The sequence below is a fragment of the Pseudomonas sp. NPDC089569 genome, from assembly GCF_050280625.1.
GTDB lineage: Bacteria > Pseudomonadota > Gammaproteobacteria > Pseudomonadales > Pseudomonadaceae > Aquipseudomonas.
The window spans coordinates 181,532-198,829 of sequence record NZ_JBNNVQ010000001.1; the positions used below are offsets into that span (position 1 = coordinate 181,532).

Genomic DNA, 17,298 nt, shown 5'->3' on the forward strand with positions numbered 1-17,298 from the left:
GGAGTGTCGAACATGCCCGACAGCCTGATTCGCGAACAACTCGATCGCCTCCAGCAATTGATGACCGACAAGCCGTTCGCCGTGTTGACCGGGGCCGGCATCAGCACGCCGTCGGGCATACCGGACTATCGCGATAACCAGGGCGTACGGCGGGGCCGGCAGCCGATGATGTATCAGGAATTTCTCTCGGCCGCCGAATCCCGCCGGCGCTATTGGGCCAGGGCGATGCTCGGCTGGCCACGGGTGCGCCAGGCCATGCCCAATGCGGCCCATGAAGCCTTGGCTCGCTTGCAAGGCACGCGGCGGATCAGCGGGTTGATCACCCAGAACGTCGATACCCTCCACGATCAAGCCGGTAGCCATGACGTGATCGAACTTCACGGCAGCCTGCATCGAGTGCTGTGCCTGGACTGCGGAAAACGCAGTGAGCGGGACTCGATCCAGCACTTGATGGAGGCGCAAAACCCTTACCTTGCAGGTGTGGATGCGGTGCAGGCTCCGGACGGCGATACCTTGCTGGATGCAGCTTTCGAAGCACGCTTTCAGGTGCCGCAGTGCCCGCATTGCGCCGGTGAACGCATGAAACCGGATGTGGTGTTCTTCGGCGAGAACGTCGCCCGGGAGACCGCCGCCAAAGCGATGGCAGCGGTGGAAAAAGCGGCCGGTTTGCTGGTAGTCGGCTCGTCGTTGATGGCGTACTCGGCATTCCGCTTGTGCCGGGCGGTGGTGGATCAGGGCAAGCCGCTGCTGGCGATCAACCTGGGCAAGACCCGGGCCGATGACCTGCTGGACTTGAAAATCGAAGGTGCGTGCGAGCAATTACTGCCATTACTGACCGAGCGCCTTAACCCCTGACCCATCCCTTGTAGGAGCGAGCAAGCTCGCGATGGAAGTCCAGACACCGCTGGGCGTCAGGCAGCCAGCGTTATCGTTGACGACCATCGCGAGCGTGCTCGCTCCTACAGGAGGGGTGGGACAGTTGCTCGCCCAAGTTTTGTTCTATGAGCACATCAAACAACGCCTGCGCCGCCGCCGACATCTCTCCCCCCGGTAACGTCAACACGCCAAGGGCCCGCTCCACCACCGGGTCACGCAAGGTAATGCAGCGTGCGCCCAGTTCGCGCATCTGCCCGGCACACAGTGCCGGCACGGCGCTCACCCCCAGTCCGCTGGCGACCATCCTCCCGACCGTCGCCAACTGATGGCTTTCGAACTCCACCGGCAGTTTCATGCCCCGGACCTGCAAATGCTCCTCCAGCATCACCCGCACGGTCGAGGGGCGCTGCAACGTGATGAACGGTTGCTTGAGCAAGGTTTGCCAGTCGACCTCCGCGAGGTCGGCCAGCTCGGAATCCCTGGGCACCACGGCGACAAACCGGTCGATGTACAGGGGTGTGAATTCAAGCGGCGAGTTCTGCGTCGGTTCGAACGCCACCCCCAGTTCCACCTGACGGTCACGGACCATTTCCAGTACTTGCTCGTTGATCACATCGTTGACCGTGACACTGACGTTCGGATAGCGGGCGCGGAACGTCTTGAGAATCGGTGGCAGCAGGTTACCGGCGAATGACGGCATCGCCGCCAGCGTCACGCGACCGCGCTGGAGAGCAAAACGCTGGCGCATTTCATCCTCGGCGTTGTCCCAGTCGGCGATCAGTCGGCGCGCCAGCGGCAGCAAGGATTCACCCTCGGCGGTCAACGCCACATTGCGCGTGTTACGGGAGAACAAACGCCCGCCCAGGCTTTCCTCCAGCGCCTTGATGGTCAGGCTCAGGGCCGACTGGGACAGGTGCAGGCGCTCGCAGGCCACGGCGAAACTCAGGCTCTGGGCCACGGCGAGGAAGGCGCGGATCTGTTTAACGGTCATCTTGCGATGCTCAAGTTGTAAGCTATTAATTTCAAGCTGCCAGTGAAAGGCAGCGATTTAATGAGTTTTATCAATCAATCAAGATTAAAAATCAACTTAACAAATGAATTGCGCAGCGCGACACTCCATCCCATTCGGCTAGCCAGCCGCCCACAAAGAATAAAAGAGGTGCATATGGCAGGTTTCGACAAGCGCGTGAGTTCCTACGAGGAAGCGATGGCCGGTCTTGAAGACGGCATGACCGTAATCGCCGGCGGCTTCGGCCTGTGCGGTATCCCGGAAAACCTGATCGCCGAGATCAAGCGCAAGGGCACACGCGACCTCACTGTGGTCTCCAACAACTGCGGCGTCGACGGTTTCGGCCTCGGCGTGCTGCTGACCGATCGCCAGATCAGCAAAGTGATCGCTTCCTATGTCGGCGAGAACAAACTGTTCGAAGAGCAACTGCTCAAGGGCGAAATCGAAGTCATCCTGACCCCGCAAGGCACCCTGGCCGAAAAAATGCGCGCAGGCGGCGCCGGCATCCCTGCATTCTTCACCGCCACCGGCGTCGGCACTCCGGTGGCCGAAGGCAAGGAAGTGCGTGAATTCCACGGTCGCAAGTACCTGATGGAAGAGTCCATCACCGGTGACTTCGCCATCGTCAAAGGCTGGAAAGCCGACCATTTCGGTAACGTGATCTATCGCCACACCGCCCAGAACTTCAACCCGCTGGCCGCCACCGCCGGCAAGATCACCGTGGTCGAAGTCGAGGAAATCGTCGAACCCGGCGAGCTGGACCCGACGCAGATCCATACGCCCGGCATCTACGTCGACCGGATCATCTGCGGCACGTTCGAAAAGCGCATCGAACAGCGCACCGTGCGTAAGTGATCCCCTGCCCCCGGACCGAATGAAGGAATAACAACAATGGCACTTTCCCGCGAACAAATGGCTCAACGCGTCGCCCGCGAAATGCAGGACGGCTTCTACGTAAACCTGGGCATCGGCATTCCGACCCTGGTCGCCAACTACATTCCCGAAGGCATGGAAGTCATGCTGCAATCGGAAAACGGCCTGCTGGGCATGGGACCGTTTCCTACCGAAGAAACCATCGATGCCGACATGATCAACGCCGGCAAGCAAACCGTGACCGCACGCATCGGCGCGTCGATTTTTTCCTCGGCCGAGTCCTTCGCGATGATCCGCGGTGGTCATGTCGACCTGACCGTACTGGGTGCCTTCGAAGTCGACGTGCAAGGCAACATCGCGTCGTGGATGATCCCCGGCAAACTGGTCAAGGGCATGGGCGGCGCCATGGACCTGGTGGCCGGTGCCGAGAACATCATCGTGATCATGACCCACGCATCCAAGGACGGTGAGTCCAAGCTGCTGTCCCACTGCAGCCTGCCGCTGACCGGCGCCGGTTGCATCAAGCGCGTACTGACGGACCTGGCCTACCTGGAAATCGAAAATGGCGCATTTGTCCTCAAGGAACGCGCACCTGGCGTCAGCGTCGAGGAAATCGTCGCCAAGACCGCTGGTAAACTGATCGTGCCGGACCACGTTCCGGAAATGCAGTTCGCTGCCCAGTGAGGAATCATTCCATGCAAGAAGTCGTCATTGTTGCCGCCACGCGCACCGCGATCGGCAGTTTCCAGGGTTCCCTGGCCAATGTGTCCGCCGTCGACCTGGGCGCCGCGGTGATCCGCCAGTTGCTGGCACAAACCGGGCTGAACCCGGCAGAAGTCGATGAAGTGATCATGGGCCAGGTGTTGACCGCCGGTGCCGGGCAAAACCCCGCACGCCAGGCGTCCATCAAGGCTGGCCTGCCCGTCGCCGTACCGGCGATGACCCTGAACAAGGTCTGCGGTTCGGGCCTCAAGGCCCTGCACCTGGCGACCCAGGCCATTCGCTGTGGCGATGCCGACGTGATCATCGCCGGCGGCCAGGAAAACATGAGCCTGGCCAACTACGTCATGCCCGGTGCCCGCACCGGCCTGCGCATGGGCCATGCACAAATCGTCGACACCATGATCAGCGATGGCCTGTGGGATGCGTTCAACGATTACCACATGGGCATCACCGCCGAGAACCTGGTCGAGAAGTACAGCCTGACTCGCGAGCAGCAGGACGCCTTCGCTGCGGCCTCGCAGCAGAAGGCTACCGCAGCCATCGAAGCCGGGCGCTTCGCCGATGAAATCACGCCGATCCTGATCCCGCAGCGCAAGGGTGATCCGCTCGCGTTCGCCACCGACGAGCAGCCACGGGCCGGCACCACCGCCGAAGCCCTGGCCAAGCTCAAGCCAGCCTTCAAAAAGGACGGTTCGGTGACCGCCGGCAACGCGTCGTCGCTCAACGACGGTGCCGCCGCCGTGATCTTGATGAGCGCAGAAAAGGCCAAGGCGCTGGGCCTGCCGGTGCTGGCGAAAATCGCTGCTTACGCCAACGCGGGCGTGGACCCGGCAATCATGGGCATCGGCCCGGTGTCGGCCACCCGCCGCTGCCTGGACAAGGCCGGTTGGACCATCGATCAACTAGACCTGATCGAAGCCAACGAAGCCTTCGCCGCGCAATCGCTGGCCGTGGCCAAGGACCTGGAATGGGACTTGAACAAGGTCAACGTCAACGGCGGCGCCATTGCCCTCGGCCACCCCATCGGTGCTTCGGGTTGCCGCGTGCTGGTGACCTTGCTGCATGAAATGATCAAGCGTGACGCCAAGAAAGGCCTCGCCACCCTGTGCATCGGCGGTGGTCAGGGCGTGGCTCTGGCGCTCGAACGGGCTTAAAGCGTTCAACAGACGGCGCGGGGGCCCACGAAGATCCGTTGATCGTCTGGAAAAACACCCGGTGCACCTTTGGTGTCACCGGGTTCTTTTTTTCTGGCTACCCCCTTTCATTCGGGACGCAATCTGTATCTGTAGGAGCGAGCATGCTCGCGATGGACGTCAACGATTACGTTGGCAACCAGATACCCCGCGGTGTCTGGTCTTCCATCGCGAGCATGCTCGCTCCTACAGATCAATCACCCAAAAACTGCAGGATCAACCAGCCATTGGCCCCGCTGATCACCCCAAACAAGCCCCACGCCAACAACCGCGTCGGAAACCGGCTCACGAATGGCCCCATGAGCTTGCGGTCATTGGTCATGCGAATCAGCGGATACAACGCAAACGGCAACTGCAGGCTCAACACCACCTGACTCAACACCAGCAACTTGCCGATGGCATCGTCGCCCATCAACCACACGCCGATGAACGCCGGGATCAGCGCCAGCCCACGAGTGATCAGGCGCCGTTGCCAGCAGGGAATCCGCAGGTTCAGGAAGCCTTCCATGATCACCTGGCCGGCGATGGTCCCTGTGAAGGTAGAACTCTGTCCGGATGCCAACAGTGCTACGCCGAACAACACACTGGCCAACACCCCTCCCACCAGCGGGTCGAGCAAGTGGTAGGCATCCTGGATGTCCACCACGTCGGTGTGTCCGGTGTTGTGGAATGCCGCAGCGGCCAGGATCAGGATCGCCGCATTGACCAGCAACGCCAGCGCCAGTGAACCGATGGTGTCGATGCGCGCCAGTTTGACTGCATCCTGCTTGCTGGCGGTGTCCTTGCCGATCAACCGGGTTTGTACGATCGAGGTGTGCAGGTACAGGTTATGCGGCATCACCGTGGCCCCGAGGATACCAATGGCCAGGTACAACGGCGCGGCGTCGGCCAGGCTCGACACAGACGGTTTGAAACCCTGGGCCACCTCTGGCCAGTAGGGTTTGATCAACAGCAATTCGACAAGAAAACACGCGCCGATGGTGCCCACCAGCACCAGCATGATCGCTTCCAGGCGGCGAAAGCCCCGGTTCTGCAAGGCCAGCACCAGCAACGTATCGAACGCCGTGAGGGCAATACCGAAGGTCAGCGAACAGCCCAGCAGCAAATGGAACGCCAGGGCACAACCGAGCACTTCGGCGAGATCCGTGGCGATGATCGAGATTTCCGCGAGTACCCACTGCGTACGTGCGGTCCGTTGGCTGTAGCGCTCCCGGCACAACTGCGCCAGATCCCGCCCGGTGGCGATACCCAACCGCGAGCACAGGCACTGCACCACCATCCCCGCCAGGCTCGCCAGCAGCACCACGAACAACAGGCTGTAGCCAAACCGCGATCCGGCTTCGATGGCGGTGGCCCAGTTGCCGGGGTCCATATAACCGATGGACACCAGCAGACCGGGGCCGGCAAAACGCAGGACACGCTTGAAGAACGACGCGCTGGGGTCTACCGCGACGCTACCGGCCACCTCCGGCGGGCAAAACGGAGCAGTGGCGGTTTTTGGCAAAAAGCTGAAATTCACACGATGATCCATCAACAGGTGGGAAGGCTCGCAAACGTGTTGCGATCATCGCAAAGTTTACCGGGCCATGCCCAGCAACTGCTGGCGCAACTCGGGGTTGTTGGTACGCGGATCGAGCCAGATGGCAAAAAACGCCTGGGCAAATTGCAGGTCCTTCACTTCGCGCAGCAACTGCTGGCCAAGAAAAAACCGCGCGCCCTGCCCCGGCAGATAAACCCCGGTCAGTCGTGTACCCGCCTGCACATCGACGAACGACTGTTGCATCTGCGTCTGCCAGGACGCCAGTTGCTCGGCACTGACCGAGGTGCCGGAGAGTCGCTTGATCTCCCTGATGCTCGCGCTCACCAGATCTTCACAGGAAATGCTGCGCTGGTAGATCAGTTCAAGGGCGAACGGCTGATCGCTCGCCAGCAGCCGCGACGTGCTCCAGAGCCGCGCGCTGTAGACATCGAAGCCGTACTTGCGAAACTCACCACTGCCGATGATTTGTGCACCGGGCAGCGCATCCTGCCAATTGGCCAGGGCCTGGCAGCTCAGCAACGCAAGCAGCCACAGGCCCAGGCGCAGCGGTGATCGTTGACGGTTCATGGCGAGTGCCCTCATTGCGGGATGACCAGACAAAACGGAAGAACAAAGCGCTTTTCGAAGAATCGAGTTTTTTGTATACAAAACCCGCATACACATGAAGCAATCTATCCGACGCAATGTTACCGTTGCCACCTCATAGAGGTCGGAGACGTGCGCGTGTTGATGCTCAAACTGCTGGTGATTCCCGGTTTCCTGCTGCTGATTTCCCTGGCCGGCAAACGCTGGGGGCCGAGCGTGGCCGGCTGGCTGTCGGGGTTGCCGGTGGTGGTCGGGCCCATCCTGTTTTTTCTCGCCATCGAACAGGGCCAGATGTTCGCCGCCCAATCCGCTCAGGCGGCGCTGTCGGCCATGTTTGCGATGATCGCCTTCTGCGTCACCTACGCTCAGGTTGCCCAACGCACGGGGTGGCCACTGGCGCTGACCATTTCGCTGCTGGTGTGGGCCGTGATCGCGACGGTGCTGTCGTTGATCCCGCCCTCTCTACTCTTTTCGGTGCTGGCTGCGGCGACCGCCCTGCTGGCGGCGCCCTACCTGTTCCCCTCGGTACAGCCCACCGTTTCGGGCCCTGCGCCGAAGTCGGACAAGCTGCTGCTGCGCATGGTCGCCGGGGCACTGCTAACCCTGGCCGTCACGCTGCTGGCCAGTACCGTCGGTGACCGTTGGAGTGGCTTGCTGGCGGTGTTCCCGGTGCTGGGCAGCGTGATGGCCGTGTTCTCCCAACAGACCCGAGGCCCGGCGTTCACCGCCGCCCTGCTGCGGGCGACCGCCACCGGCATGTATTCGTTCTCGGCCTTCTGCCTGGTCGTGGCATTGGCCCTGCCGGCGCTTGGAATGAACGCATTCGTACTCGGCGTGGCGGTATCGGTGGCCATGCTGGGCGTGACCCGACGCCTGCTGGCGCGTCCCGTCGGACCGGCACCGGCAGAGGCTGGACGAACCGCGATCAAGCGCTAAGCTGCAACGAGTCAAGGGCAAGGAAGTCGCCCCATCCAGCGCCTGAAGGAACAGACATGGCCACGTCCCGCGTCCGCAGTGCCCACGCCGCCACCGCCGTCGGCGTGATCGCCATCCTGCTCTGGTCCTGCCTGGCGTTGTTGACCACCCTCACCCAAGGCATTCCGCCGTTTGAACTGCTGACCCTGAGTTTCGGCGTGGCGTTTGTCGCCACCCTGATGGTGCTGGGGCGGCACGGGCTCAGCGGCTTCAGCCCCTGGCGACAGCCCTGGGCCGTATGGGCGACGGGATTTGTCGGTATCTTCGTTTATCACGCACTGTATTTTTTCGCACTCAAGAGCGCCCCGGCGGCCGAGGCCAGTCTGATCAACTACCTGTGGCCCCTGCTGCTGGTGCTGTTCTCGGCTTTTGTCGCCGCAGAAAAACTGAGCAAGCGACAGGTATTCGGGGCGGTGCTGGGCCTGGCCGGTACGGCATTCATCATGCAACAGCGCGACACCCATGCCGCCGCTGCAATGCCCGTAGCCGGGTATCTGGCAGCGCTAGGCTGCGCACTGATCTGGGCAGGGTATTCGGTGTTCAACCGCCGCTTCCAGGATGTACCGAGCAGCATCATAGGCGGCATATGCGGCATGTCGGCCGCAGCCGGCTTGCTCTTTCATCTGGCCTTCGAAACCACGGTGTGGCCCGATGCCGGCCAATGGGCAGCGATTGTCGTGCTGGGCCTGGGCCCGGCGGGGCTGGCGTTTTTTGCCTGGGACCACGCCACCAAACACGGCAGCCTGGCCACCCTGGGGGCGCTGTCCTATCTGGCGCCACTGATCTCCACCCTTCTGTTGATCGTCGTCGGCAGAAGCCCGGCCAGCCCGCTCCTGATGATCCCGGCACTGCTGATCATTGCAGGCGCAGTGATTGCCACTTCGCATCCCACCGCCAAAACACGTTCAACACATTCGATGGTTTCGCACGAGTAGCCCAATAACCCCGTACGTCAATCGAACAGGTTTCGCTCACTATCAGCCTCAGTTCAAACCACTAACGACTGAGGCCTACACCATGAAATTCTTTTTCCACCCTTCGCCCAATCCGATGAAAGTCGCCCTGCTGCTCGAAGAATTGCAGACGTCCTACGAGCTGATTGGCGTCGACACCTTCAAGGGTGAGCAACATTTGCCAGCCTTTCTGGCGATCAACCCGAACGCCAAGGTACCCGCGCTGGTCGACGGCGACGCCACGGTTTTCGACTCCCAGGCGATCCTTTTGCATCTGGCGCAAAAGCATCAGCGCTTTCTGCCGACCAGCGCCGCCGGTCATGCCGAGCTGCTGTCGTGGCTGATGTTCATCGCCACCGGCCTGTCGCCCTTCTCCGGCCAGGCCGTGCATTTTCTGCATCACGCACCCGAAGACCTGCCTTATGCGAAAAACCGTTACCTCAAGGAAGTCGAACGTCACTACCGCGTACTCGACCAACGCCTGGCCGCACATCGTTACCTGGCCGGCGACAGCTACAGCATTGCCGACATGGCACTCTGGGGCTGGGCCAACTACGCGCCGTACATCCTCGGTGAAAACGGTTTGGCGGCGTACCCGAACGTCAAGCGCCTGTTCGATGAAATCAGCGCCCGCCCGGCAGCCCAACGTGCACTCGCGCTGAAGGAAAAACTGGTTCTCAAGGCAGAGTTCGACGAAGAAACCCGCCGCAATCTGTTCCCGCAAAACCAGGCGTAACGCCCGGTCCCCAACGTTCGAGGGTGATGAAATGAGTGAGCAAGTCGCGTTTATCGTTTACCTGCCGGCCAAACCGCAACATTTCGCCGAAGCCCGGGAGCGGCTGCTGGATGTCGTCCACCAGATGTCGGCCGAACCGGACTTCGTCAACACCTGGGTCCACCAGCTGCAGGACGATCCGAACACGCTGGTGCTGTACGAAACCTGGAATTGCAGCAAGGAAGATTTCATCGCCCGTCACCTGAACAAGCCGTATCGTCAGGATTACGAACGGCGATTGCCGCAACTGCTGGCCAGCGATCGCCGGATCGAGTTTCTGGAGGTAATCGGCAGCTATCCGCAGCGTCGGGAGCCGTGAGGTTTTTTCGAAGGTGTGGGTCCTACAAAGGGTGATGAGCATCCCGTAATCGATGATTTATCCCACACGTTTTTCCGGTTGGCCGTCGGAAGTCCAAGGCGTAGCGTGACACCTCCAATTCGGACAAGAAAGACAGGTCAACCGGGTCCCTGCAGGCCTGGCTTCACGCTTCGAGGACGGACCCTTTGCGGGCGCGACGCACTGATCGAAACTTCACTGCCCATCGGCGACATTTGACGTTATCATTGCGTCAAATGTCGCATGGAGGTAACGGGTATGCCCGCAGTGACCGAGATGAAGAGCGTCACCCGCAAGCCAACCGAGGTGTTATTACGTGGCCGTAAAGGTGATACGCGCATGGTGATCATCCGATATACACAGGAAGGCTTTGACCTGAGCGACGTCAGGGACATGCTTTCCACATCAACGCTGTACATGGAGTACGGCCTTGTTCAGCGCATCACGGGCAAATCCGTCAGGACTGTCCAGCGCCTGGCCAAGGAAACCAGACCGGTGCGGCTGAACCAGCAGCAAAGTACTGTTGCTTTCCAGTATGCACATGCCCTGGAGCACGCCATCAACGTCTTTGGCGATCAGCAGTTGGCCGAAGACTGGTTGAAGAAACCCTGCAAGTACCTGGATGACAATGTGCCGCTGGAACTGATCGACAACTCGCTTGGCTACCAGGCTGTCGAGGACTATCTGACCCGGATCGAGCATGGGGTCTATCAATGAATCCATTGCCCTGGGACGGGAAATGGCACGCCTGGCGCCTTGATCGCGAGGTTTTCAAGGACACCTGGGACAGCGGCCTGGGTGCGCAGCGAACCGGTGGCAGATGGAACCCACCCGGTCGCCGGGTCATCTACGCCTCGGCCGATCCGTCCACTGCCATTCTGGAAGTCGCGGCCCATGCAGGTTTCGACACCCTCGATAAAGTGCCTCACGTTTTGACGCGTTTCGAAATACTGAATTCGCATCTCATCAAGGTTGTTCAACCCGAGGATGTGCCAAACCCGAATTGGCTGACGCCCTCACAGCCCTCACCCAATCAGCAGCAATTTGCCGATGAACTGCTGACCGAACATCCCTTTGTATTGATCCCTTCTGCGGTTACCCGTCATTCATGGAATCTGCTGGTGAGCTGTGATCTGGCCACCGACAAGTTCAAGCTCGTTTCCCAGGAGCGTTTCGGGCTCGACACCCGACTGATCAAGTGAAGGTGTCGACCGTCCGTTAGCCCACGCTGGAATGCGGCACAACCTCCATGGGATGATCGCCCCCCACCGCGCGACCACCCCTGGAGATTCGAAATGTCACTGTTGAGTAAAAAAGCCGTTGTCCTGTTGCTGGCGGCGGCTGCCAGCCTGGGGGCATTGAATGCGCAAGCGGCCAAGGCCACCAGCAAGGAGACGGCCAAGGAGTCGGCATCGGCGCAGAAAGTCTCGATGCTCGACGGCAAGTTCACCTTCACCCTGCCCAAGGGTTTCGTCGCCAACGCGCTACCGACCAGCCCAACCGGCGCGAGTGGCACCATGTACGCCAACGAAGCCACCAAGACCGTGGTCATCGCTGCGCAAAACAGCCTGCCGGAAGGCACCACGGTCAAGGATAACGACGGCGCGTTTCTCGATGGCACCGCAGCCGACTTCGATGCGGCACAGCGCAAGGCCCTGCCGGACTACAACAAGCTCAGCGAAAAGAGCCTGACCCTGAAAAGCAGCGGCCTGGGCGTTCGTCAGGTCGACAGCACCGCCACCCAGGGCGGCGGCATGACCCTCAACACCACACTGATGGCGGCGTCTGGCAGCCATATGACAGTGATTCAGGTCATTTCCCGCCCCGGTGACATGGCCGCTCATGAAACCCTGATCAAGCAGATCGTCAGCGGCAAGTAAGTCTCAGGGATTGAGGCGTTGCAACCAGGCGTTCAGGTCCTGCATCTCTTCGGCGCTGATGTTGTGACCGACGCCCTGGTAAGCGTGAAACTCCGGTTCCAGTGACACGCTCTGCAACAGGCTGTTGGCCTCTGTGCCGTCGCTGAACGGCAAGCGTTGGTCCGCCGTGCCATGCCCGATGAAAATCGCCAGCGACTGGCGTTTTTCATCGGGTTTGAGTTCAGACCGCAGCACCGGCAGGATCCGCCCGCTCAACGCTGCGATGCCACCCACCGCCTCGGGCTGTCGCAGGGCAACCTCATAGGACATGATCGCCCCCTGACTGAACCCCACCAGAAATACCTTGGCAGGTTGGGTGTGATATTTCTGCGTCGCCTTCGCGACAAAATCCAGCAGCAACTGGCCACTGGACTTCAGATCATCAGTCTCTCCGTTGTAGGCGCCTTCGCCTTTCTTGCGAAACCACTGATAACTGCCCTCCTGCATCACCATCGGCGCCCGGACCGACAGGTAGGTGTATTGCGCAGGTAGTTCATCCTTGATGCCGAACAGATCCTGTTCGTTACTGCCATAACCGTGGAGAAAAATCACCAGGGGCTGATCGCGGGCATCGGCGTTGGCCTGCTCCAGGTACTTGAGCGGCAGATCGGTTTGCAGGGGGACTTGTGCGTGAACAGTGGCGGATGCCAGCAACGTGAGCAGAGCAAGCAATTTCAACATAAGCCTTCCTTCACAGTGCGCAGGATTCGAGCAAGAGCCTAACACTGTGAAGCATGGCAGGAACATGATCATTCCCGCGAAGGCTGCGGGAATGATCGGTGAGGCCTTTGCCTCAGTCGTTGATCAGCTTGCCAACCCGAATCGGCTCGCGTCCCGCCACTTTTGCCTGCCAGATCCCCGGCTGCGTATAACGGCCACGATCAATGGCAAACAGCACACCGCTGGTTCCGGCCCGCACGGTGGTCAGCTTGTCATTCAAGGGGTCGACCACTTCAAACAGTGCATCGCCCTTCTCCACCCACTCGCCGGCTTCACGCAGGAAACTGACCACCCCGTGATGCGGCGCGAACAAGTATTCGGTGCCCTCGAACGGCATGCCCTCGCAGCAATCCTCCGGAGCCGCCGGCCAGGTTCCCTTGATGAAACCCTGCTCGGCGAGAAAGCCCAGGATCGCCTCGCAATTGGCTTGCGCCTGATCGACCCGGGTGTCGCCCATGCTGCCCAGCTCCAGGGTGGTCGCCAGGTTGGCAGGTGGAATCGCTGCGTCGGGAAATGCCCTGGCCAGGCGCAACCACGGCGAGGAACACGACTCGTCGAAAGAACTGCCGCCGGAATCCTCACACAGCAGGGCCACGCCGGCCTTCAAACGCGCCGCCAGGGATCGCCACTGTGGCCAGTGCTGCGGCAGTGCGTAAATGTGAATGGCCGCCTCGAAGTCGCAATGCAGATCAAGGGTGATATCCGCATCGCAGGCATGGCGCAGCAACAAACGATGCATCGCCTCCAGTTGCGAAGCCGCGGCCGGCAAGCCGTCGAGCACCTGGCCCATGGTCTGGCGGATCAACGCGATGTTGGCCTCGGCATCGGTGCCCAGGCGATCACCGATCAGTTGCGCCACCGGCGCGCTGAGCTCGACGAACGAACGGTTGAAGTTCTTGCCGCTGCCCAACTCGAAGCGGCCCATGTGGGCGCTTTGCAAATGCTGGTCGAGACCGATGGGGTTGGCCACCGGCACCAGTTCGATCACACCTTGCAACTGCCCTTGAGCTTCGAGCTCACTCAAGCGCTGCTTCAACTCCCACGCAGTGCGCATGCCTGGCAGCTCATCGGCGTGCAGGCTGGCCTGGATGTACACCTTGCGGGTGCCTGCGCCATAGCGGAAAACGCTGAGGGTGCGCTCGGTGCCCAGGTGGCTCCAGGGCAGTTTGTGGTCGATGCGTTGCATGGGGGAAACTCCTGAATACCAGTACGGCGAGGTTGCCTTTGTAGGAGCGAGCCTGCTCGCGATAGCGGTCGAACAGTCAACAGTGAAGGTGGCTGGTCTGGCCCAATCGCGAGCAGGCTCGCTCCCACAAAAGCCTCTTTAACAATAGAAAATGCATAAAAAAAGTGGCCACCGCATCAACGGTCGCCACTTTTTCAAACCGCTCGCTTACTCGCCGTAAACGTCAAACTTGAAGTACTTGTCCTGCACTTGCTTGTACTTGCCGTTGGCGCGGATATCGGTGATGGCCTTGTTGAATTGCTCGGCCAGGGCGGTATCGCCCTTGCGCACGGCAATCCCGGCACCGCCACCGAAGTATTTCGGATCGTTGTACTCAGGGCCTACGAAAGCGAAGCCCTTGCCTGCGTCGGTTTTCAGGAAACCGTCGTCCAGGTTGACCGAGTCCGCCAGCAGCGCGTCGACGCGCCCGGAGACCATGTCCAGGTTGGCTTCCTGCTGGGAGCCGTAACGCACCAGCTCGATACCGGCCGGCACCAGCACTTCGGTGGCGAAGCGGTCATGGGTACTGGCGCGCAGCACACCGACCTTCTTGCCCTTGAGTTCGGTCAGCGGATCCTTGATATCGGTGCCTTCCTTCATCACGAAGCGCGCCGGAGTGTGGTAGTACTTGATGGTGAAATCGACGTTTTTCTTGCGGTCGTCAGTGATGGTCATGGACGACAGGATGGCGTCGATTTTCTTGACCTTCAGCGCAGGGATCAGACCGTCGAACTCTTGCTCGACCCACTTGCATTTCACTTTCATCTGTTCGCACAGCGCGTCACCGATATCCACGTCGAAACCGGTGAGCTTGCCGTCAGGGGTTTTCATCGAAAATGGCGGGTAGCCGGCTTCGATACCGATGCGGATCGGCTTGGCGTCTTCGGCCACGGCGGTCAGGGACAACATCGACAGTGCCAGGGCACCGAACATCACTAGCTTCTTCATTTATAACTCCTGTGTGCGGAGGCTTTTATTGGCAGCTTCGATAGGTAGCTTTCGGCCGTGGGCTTGTGGCGGGTACGGACCGAAGAGGCCGGCAGTCTAGAGCGGCTCGCACGCGGCAAATTGTTTTTATGCGACAAATACGTACGAAATATGGCCGACAGCATGGAAGTGCGCGGAGCGTGCGCCAGAGCGGCGCAGCGAGTGTCGGGCAATCATCGGCTACAGAGAAAACCTCCAGCACTTCAAGCAAATTCCGACAGAAGAGTCGTACTGGCGAAGGGCACTTTTTTGCGGCACATTGACCACCCACCAGACCGGTCAAGAGAAACCTGATGCCCGAGTTGAACCTGATCCAGCACCACCCCGCCGAAGGGCCGGGCGCCATTGCCGAGTGGGCCGCGTCCCGTGCAGTGACATTGAATGTGTTTCGTGCCGACCTCGGTCAATTGCCGCCCGTCAGCGCAGCCCCCGTGATTGTGCTCGGTGGGCCCTATGAGTCCAACGCCGGTCCCGCATGGCTGGAAGCCGAGCGCCAATGGCTGGCGGGCAGCCTGGAACAAGGTGCGGCCGTGTTCGCCATCTGCCTGGGCGCGCAGTTGCTGGCCTTGAGCCTGGGCGGCAATGTACGGCGCATGGAGCAGACCGAAACCGGTTGGACCTGGGTGAATTTCGTCGATGGCCAGCGCTTGAAGGTACTGGAATGGCACGAGGACGCCATCGACCTGCCGCCGAACGCGCAATTGCTGGCCAGCAGCGAGCAGTGCGAACAGCAGATGTACCGTGTCTCGCCGACGCGGATGGGTTTGCAGTTCCATCCGGAATGGAATGCCGAGTCAGTGACACGGCTGAACGAACATTTCGCGCAGGAATCACCACTGCCTCGGGGGACGCCGGACAGCGCCGCCCACGCCGCCGTATTCGACTGGTTGCAGGCGACGCTGGATGACTGGTGGGCGAAGGTGTAAGCGTTCCGGCTACCTCAACACTCGCAGCCGATGGCCACATTCGCGGGCCGTTGCGCTGCCTTGCTCAGCTCGAACCCCTCATCCAGCCACCCGGTCACGCCGCCGATCATCTCCTTGACCGGGTAGCCCAGCGCCGCCAGTTTCACCGCCGCCTTGTTCGCGCCGTTGCAATGCGGGCCGGCGCAATACACCACGAACAGGCTGGTTTTCGGATAAGCCGCCAGCGCTTCGGCAGTGATCAATCGTCCCGGGATATTGATCGCCCCCGGGACATGGCCACGCTCGTACGCCAGCGGACCGCGTACATCCACCAGCACAAAATCGATTTCGCCGGCCTGTTGGCTGCCGTGAACGTCGGAACAATCGGTTTCAAAGGTCAGACGGTTGGAGAAATGCATCAGGGCGATGGCCGAGGAGGCGGCAGGGATTTCGCGAACCAGGCTGGTCATGGGCAGTGCTCCAGAGTGTCAGTGGGTGTGAGCAGACTTTATCCGCCTGCCATTTGTGACTAAAGTGGCGCACAAGACACTTACCGGGAACTTTCCGCCAAATGCCACCTGCCCCTGGATTGGTCGCGATTCTGGCCTACGACGGCCTGTGTACCTTCGAATTCGGCATTGCCGTGGAGATCTTCGGCCTGGCACGACCGGAGTTCGATTTTCCCTGGTACGAACAACGGATCGTCGCCGTCGATCAAGGGCCGATGCGCGCCATGGGCGGCATCCAGGTACTGGCCGATGGCGGCCTGGAACTGCTTGCAGACGCGCGGACCATCATCATTCCCGGTTGGCGCGACCGCAATGCCGCCGTGCCCGAGGCGCTGCTCACGGTCCTGCGCCAGGCCCACGCCAGAGGCGCGCGGCTGCTGTCGATCTGTTCAGGGGTGTTCGTGCTGGCCGCCACCGGGCTGCTCAATGGCCATGGCGCCACGACGCACTGGCGTTACACGGCGGAACTGGCGCAACGCTTCCCCGACATTCTGGTGGACCCGGATGTGTTGTATGTCGATTCGGGCCGGTTGATCACCTCCGCCGGCAGTGCTGCCGGTATCGACGCCTGCCTGCACCTGGTGGCGCGGGATTTCGGTACCCGGGTGGCCAATACGGTGGCGCGACGTCTGGTCATGTCGCCGCAACGCACCGGCGGCCAGGCGCAGTTCATCCCTGCACCGGTCAGTCTTGCGCCACGCAGCGACCTGTCCCGGGTCATGCAGTGGGCACGCGAACGCCTGCACGAACCGCTGGAGGTACGCGATCTGGCCAGCGAAGCCGCCATGAGCGAGCGAACATTCCTGCGCCGTTTCACCCAGGCCTGCGGTCAGTCGCCCAAGGCATGGCTGCAACACGAACGCCTCGGTCGCGCCCGCGAATTGCTGGAAAGTACCGATCAAAACACCGAACAGATTGCCGAGCGCTGTGGTTATCGTTCGGTGGAAAGCTTCCGGGTCGCGTTTCGCACTGTGGTCGGGGTACCGCCTTCGGTGTATCGGGAGCGGTTTGGGCGTGGGGTCAAAGTTGAATCCAGGGGAATTTGAACAAGCGTTCGCGGGCAAGCCTCGCTCCTACAGAAGACACGTAGGAGCGAGGCTGAACTGGCCTAATGATTTTGGACACTTCAATCGGGCGCTATGATGGCGCCCAAATCTGAGGTGTTTGGCTATGCGTAAATCTTATTCCAGCGAG

Annotated in this window: 20 protein-coding genes; 13 read left to right on the forward strand and 7 right to left on the reverse strand. The window is 60.9% G+C overall.

Going from position 1 to position 17,298, the window contains the following annotated elements; all coding sequences use genetic code 11:
• Window positions 1-12 precede the first annotated feature (12 nt).
• On the forward strand, window positions 13-855 hold the full coding sequence (locus ACQKP2_RS00875) for an NAD-dependent protein deacetylase (protein ID WP_427573615.1): 843 nt from the start codon (window positions 13-15) through the stop codon (window positions 853-855).
• A 70-nt stretch (window positions 856-925) separates the two neighbouring features.
• Here ACQKP2_RS00875 and ACQKP2_RS00880 read toward each other — a convergent pair whose 3' ends face one another.
• Window positions 926-1,867 carry a LysR substrate-binding domain-containing protein gene (locus tag ACQKP2_RS00880; RefSeq protein ID WP_427573617.1) on the reverse strand — a complete coding sequence of 314 codons (942 nt, stop codon included), beginning with the start codon at window positions 1,865-1,867 and terminating at the stop codon, window positions 926-928.
• Between the two features lie 174 nt (window positions 1,868-2,041).
• Between ACQKP2_RS00880 and ACQKP2_RS00885 the strand changes: the two genes are divergently transcribed.
• Genes ACQKP2_RS00885 through ACQKP2_RS00895 form a run of 3 tightly spaced genes read left to right on the forward strand, consistent with a single transcriptional unit; the run spans window position 2,042 to window position 4,635 of the window.
• A complete protein-coding gene (locus tag ACQKP2_RS00885) occupies window positions 2,042-2,740 on the forward strand; it encodes a CoA transferase subunit A (protein WP_427573619.1) in 699 nt (232 codons plus the stop codon).
• 36 nt (window positions 2,741-2,776) lie between these two features.
• The gene (locus ACQKP2_RS00890) at window positions 2,777-3,442 is read left to right on the forward strand and encodes a CoA transferase subunit B (protein ID WP_427573621.1); all 666 of its coding nucleotides are present in this window, start codon (window positions 2,777-2,779) and stop codon (window positions 3,440-3,442) included.
• 11 nt (window positions 3,443-3,453) lie between these two features.
• Window positions 3,454-4,635, forward strand: a complete 1,182-nt coding sequence (locus ACQKP2_RS00895; RefSeq protein WP_427573623.1) for an acetyl-CoA C-acetyltransferase — start codon at window positions 3,454-3,456, stop codon at window positions 4,633-4,635.
• A 232-nt stretch (window positions 4,636-4,867) separates the two neighbouring features.
• Here the strand turns inward: ACQKP2_RS00895 and ACQKP2_RS00900 are convergent, their stop codons facing one another.
• Window positions 4,868-6,193, reverse strand: a complete 1,326-nt coding sequence (locus tag ACQKP2_RS00900) for an Nramp family divalent metal transporter (protein WP_427573624.1) — start codon at window positions 6,191-6,193, stop codon at window positions 4,868-4,870.
• 57 nt (window positions 6,194-6,250) lie between these two features.
• On the reverse strand, window positions 6,251-6,781 hold the full coding sequence (locus tag ACQKP2_RS00905; RefSeq protein ID WP_427573626.1) for a chalcone isomerase family protein: 531 nt from the start codon (window positions 6,779-6,781) through the stop codon (window positions 6,251-6,253).
• 156 nt (window positions 6,782-6,937) lie between these two features.
• Here ACQKP2_RS00905 and ACQKP2_RS00910 point away from each other — a divergent pair, with 156 nt between their 5' ends.
• The 7 genes from ACQKP2_RS00910 to ACQKP2_RS00940 all read left to right on the forward strand — a co-directional run bounded on the left by ACQKP2_RS00910 (window position 6,938) and on the right by ACQKP2_RS00940 (window position 11,719).
• On the forward strand, window positions 6,938-7,735 hold the full coding sequence (locus ACQKP2_RS00910) for a hypothetical protein (RefSeq protein WP_427573627.1): 798 nt from the start codon (window positions 6,938-6,940) through the stop codon (window positions 7,733-7,735).
• 56 nt (window positions 7,736-7,791) lie between these two features.
• Window positions 7,792-8,709: an aromatic amino acid exporter YddG gene (gene yddG, locus ACQKP2_RS00915; RefSeq protein WP_427573629.1), complete on the forward strand. Its 918-nt coding sequence runs from the start codon at window positions 7,792-7,794 to the stop codon at window positions 8,707-8,709.
• 82 nt (window positions 8,710-8,791) lie between these two features.
• A complete protein-coding gene (locus ACQKP2_RS00920) occupies window positions 8,792-9,463 on the forward strand; it encodes a glutathione S-transferase family protein (RefSeq protein ID WP_427573630.1) in 672 nt (223 codons plus the stop codon).
• Between the two features lie 31 nt (window positions 9,464-9,494).
• Window positions 9,495-9,821, forward strand: coding sequence for a putative quinol monooxygenase (locus ACQKP2_RS00925; RefSeq protein ID WP_427573631.1), 327 nt, complete (start codon window positions 9,495-9,497; stop codon window positions 9,819-9,821).
• A gap of 276 nt (window positions 9,822-10,097) precedes the next feature.
• Window positions 10,098-10,556 (forward strand): antitoxin Xre/MbcA/ParS toxin-binding domain-containing protein, encoded by a 459-nt coding sequence (locus ACQKP2_RS00930; RefSeq protein ID WP_427573632.1) that lies wholly within the window; start codon window positions 10,098-10,100, stop codon window positions 10,554-10,556.
• The gene (locus ACQKP2_RS00935) at window positions 10,553-11,041 is read left to right on the forward strand and encodes an RES family NAD+ phosphorylase (protein ID WP_427573633.1); all 489 of its coding nucleotides are present in this window, start codon (window positions 10,553-10,555) and stop codon (window positions 11,039-11,041) included. The genes ACQKP2_RS00930 and ACQKP2_RS00935 overlap by 4 nt, the downstream gene beginning before the upstream one ends.
• 93 nt (window positions 11,042-11,134) lie before the next feature.
• Window positions 11,135-11,719, forward strand: a complete 585-nt coding sequence (locus ACQKP2_RS00940) for a hypothetical protein (protein WP_427573635.1) — start codon at window positions 11,135-11,137, stop codon at window positions 11,717-11,719.
• Window positions 11,720-11,722: 3 nt separating this feature from the next.
• On the opposite strand, the gene ACQKP2_RS00945 is transcribed toward ACQKP2_RS00940, so the two are convergent.
• From ACQKP2_RS00945 to ACQKP2_RS00955, 3 genes are all read right to left on the reverse strand, one after another.
• Window positions 11,723-12,439: an alpha/beta hydrolase gene (locus tag ACQKP2_RS00945; RefSeq protein ID WP_427573637.1), complete on the reverse strand. Its 717-nt coding sequence runs from the start codon at window positions 12,437-12,439 to the stop codon at window positions 11,723-11,725.
• Window positions 12,440-12,551: 112 nt separating this feature from the next.
• Window positions 12,552-13,664, reverse strand: a complete 1,113-nt coding sequence (locus tag ACQKP2_RS00950; RefSeq protein ID WP_427573639.1) for a succinylglutamate desuccinylase/aspartoacylase family protein — start codon at window positions 13,662-13,664, stop codon at window positions 12,552-12,554.
• 207 nt (window positions 13,665-13,871) lie between these two features.
• On the reverse strand, window positions 13,872-14,651 hold the full coding sequence (locus tag ACQKP2_RS00955) for an ABC transporter substrate-binding protein (RefSeq protein WP_427573640.1): 780 nt from the start codon (window positions 14,649-14,651) through the stop codon (window positions 13,872-13,874).
• A 332-nt stretch (window positions 14,652-14,983) separates the two neighbouring features.
• On the opposite strand from ACQKP2_RS00955, the gene ACQKP2_RS00960 reads away from it, so the two are divergent.
• Window positions 14,984-15,616 carry a type 1 glutamine amidotransferase gene (locus ACQKP2_RS00960; protein ID WP_427573642.1) on the forward strand — a complete coding sequence of 211 codons (633 nt, stop codon included), beginning with the start codon at window positions 14,984-14,986 and terminating at the stop codon, window positions 15,614-15,616.
• A 14-nt stretch (window positions 15,617-15,630) separates the two neighbouring features.
• Here the strand turns inward: ACQKP2_RS00960 and ACQKP2_RS00965 are convergent, their stop codons facing one another.
• Window positions 15,631-16,065 (reverse strand): rhodanese-like domain-containing protein, encoded by a 435-nt coding sequence (locus ACQKP2_RS00965; RefSeq protein WP_427573644.1) that lies wholly within the window; start codon window positions 16,063-16,065, stop codon window positions 15,631-15,633.
• Window positions 16,066-16,166: 101 nt separating this feature from the next.
• On the opposite strand from ACQKP2_RS00965, the gene ftrA reads away from it, so the two are divergent.
• Window positions 16,167-17,150, forward strand: coding sequence for a transcriptional regulator FtrA (gene ftrA / locus ACQKP2_RS00970; protein WP_427573645.1), 984 nt, complete (start codon window positions 16,167-16,169; stop codon window positions 17,148-17,150).
• Window positions 17,151-17,298: the final 148 nt, after the last annotated feature.